At 61.5% G+C, this 506-nt stretch carries 1 protein-coding gene; it reads left to right on the top strand.

Annotated elements, in window-relative coordinates:
• Positions 1 to 506, top strand: a 506-nt coding sequence (locus tag AWB81_RS44185) for a site-specific integrase (protein WP_144444447.1), incomplete at both ends; no start/stop codon positions are given.

Genomic DNA, 506 nt, shown 5'->3' with positions numbered 1-506 from the left:
GATGCGCGATTACAGGCGGTATGCGTCTCGACGGAAGATGCGGCGTTCAAGGAACTGAGAAATACGGCGATCGTTGCGCTGTTTCTCGCGTCGGGAGTCACGGCGGCCGAACTCAGGCAACTGCGAGTCGACGACCTCGACATGCATGGCGGGCGCCCTAGCGTTTTGGTCGAAAGACATGGACCGCGCATTGCCCGCCGCGTGCCGATTGACGCCTTCGCGGCCAATGTTCTGCGCAGCTATCAGGACGCGCGCCGGCGCATCCAGTGCGCGACGCAATGGATGTTCATTGCAACCGCAGGGGGAAAACCGATGCAGCCGGATACGTTGGTGAAATGCGTTCGAGCATCTCTACGACGCGCGGGCTTGTCCGCTGCCGACGAGAGTCCCCGCTTGCTGCGCAATACGTTCGGGCGTCGCGAGATCATTGAAGGCAAGACCAACGAGCAGGTAAGCAACCTGATGGGCTTGTCGAGCCACCGCACCGCTACGCGTCTGCGTCAAAC

Origin of the sequence: Caballeronia arationis, assembly GCF_001544975.2 — a bacterium.
In the GTDB taxonomy this organism is placed as follows: Bacteria; Pseudomonadota; Gammaproteobacteria; order Burkholderiales; family Burkholderiaceae; genus Caballeronia; species Caballeronia arationis.
Note: the sequence above shows the minus strand (reverse complement) of the source record. Positions and strands in the feature narration are given on the sequence as shown.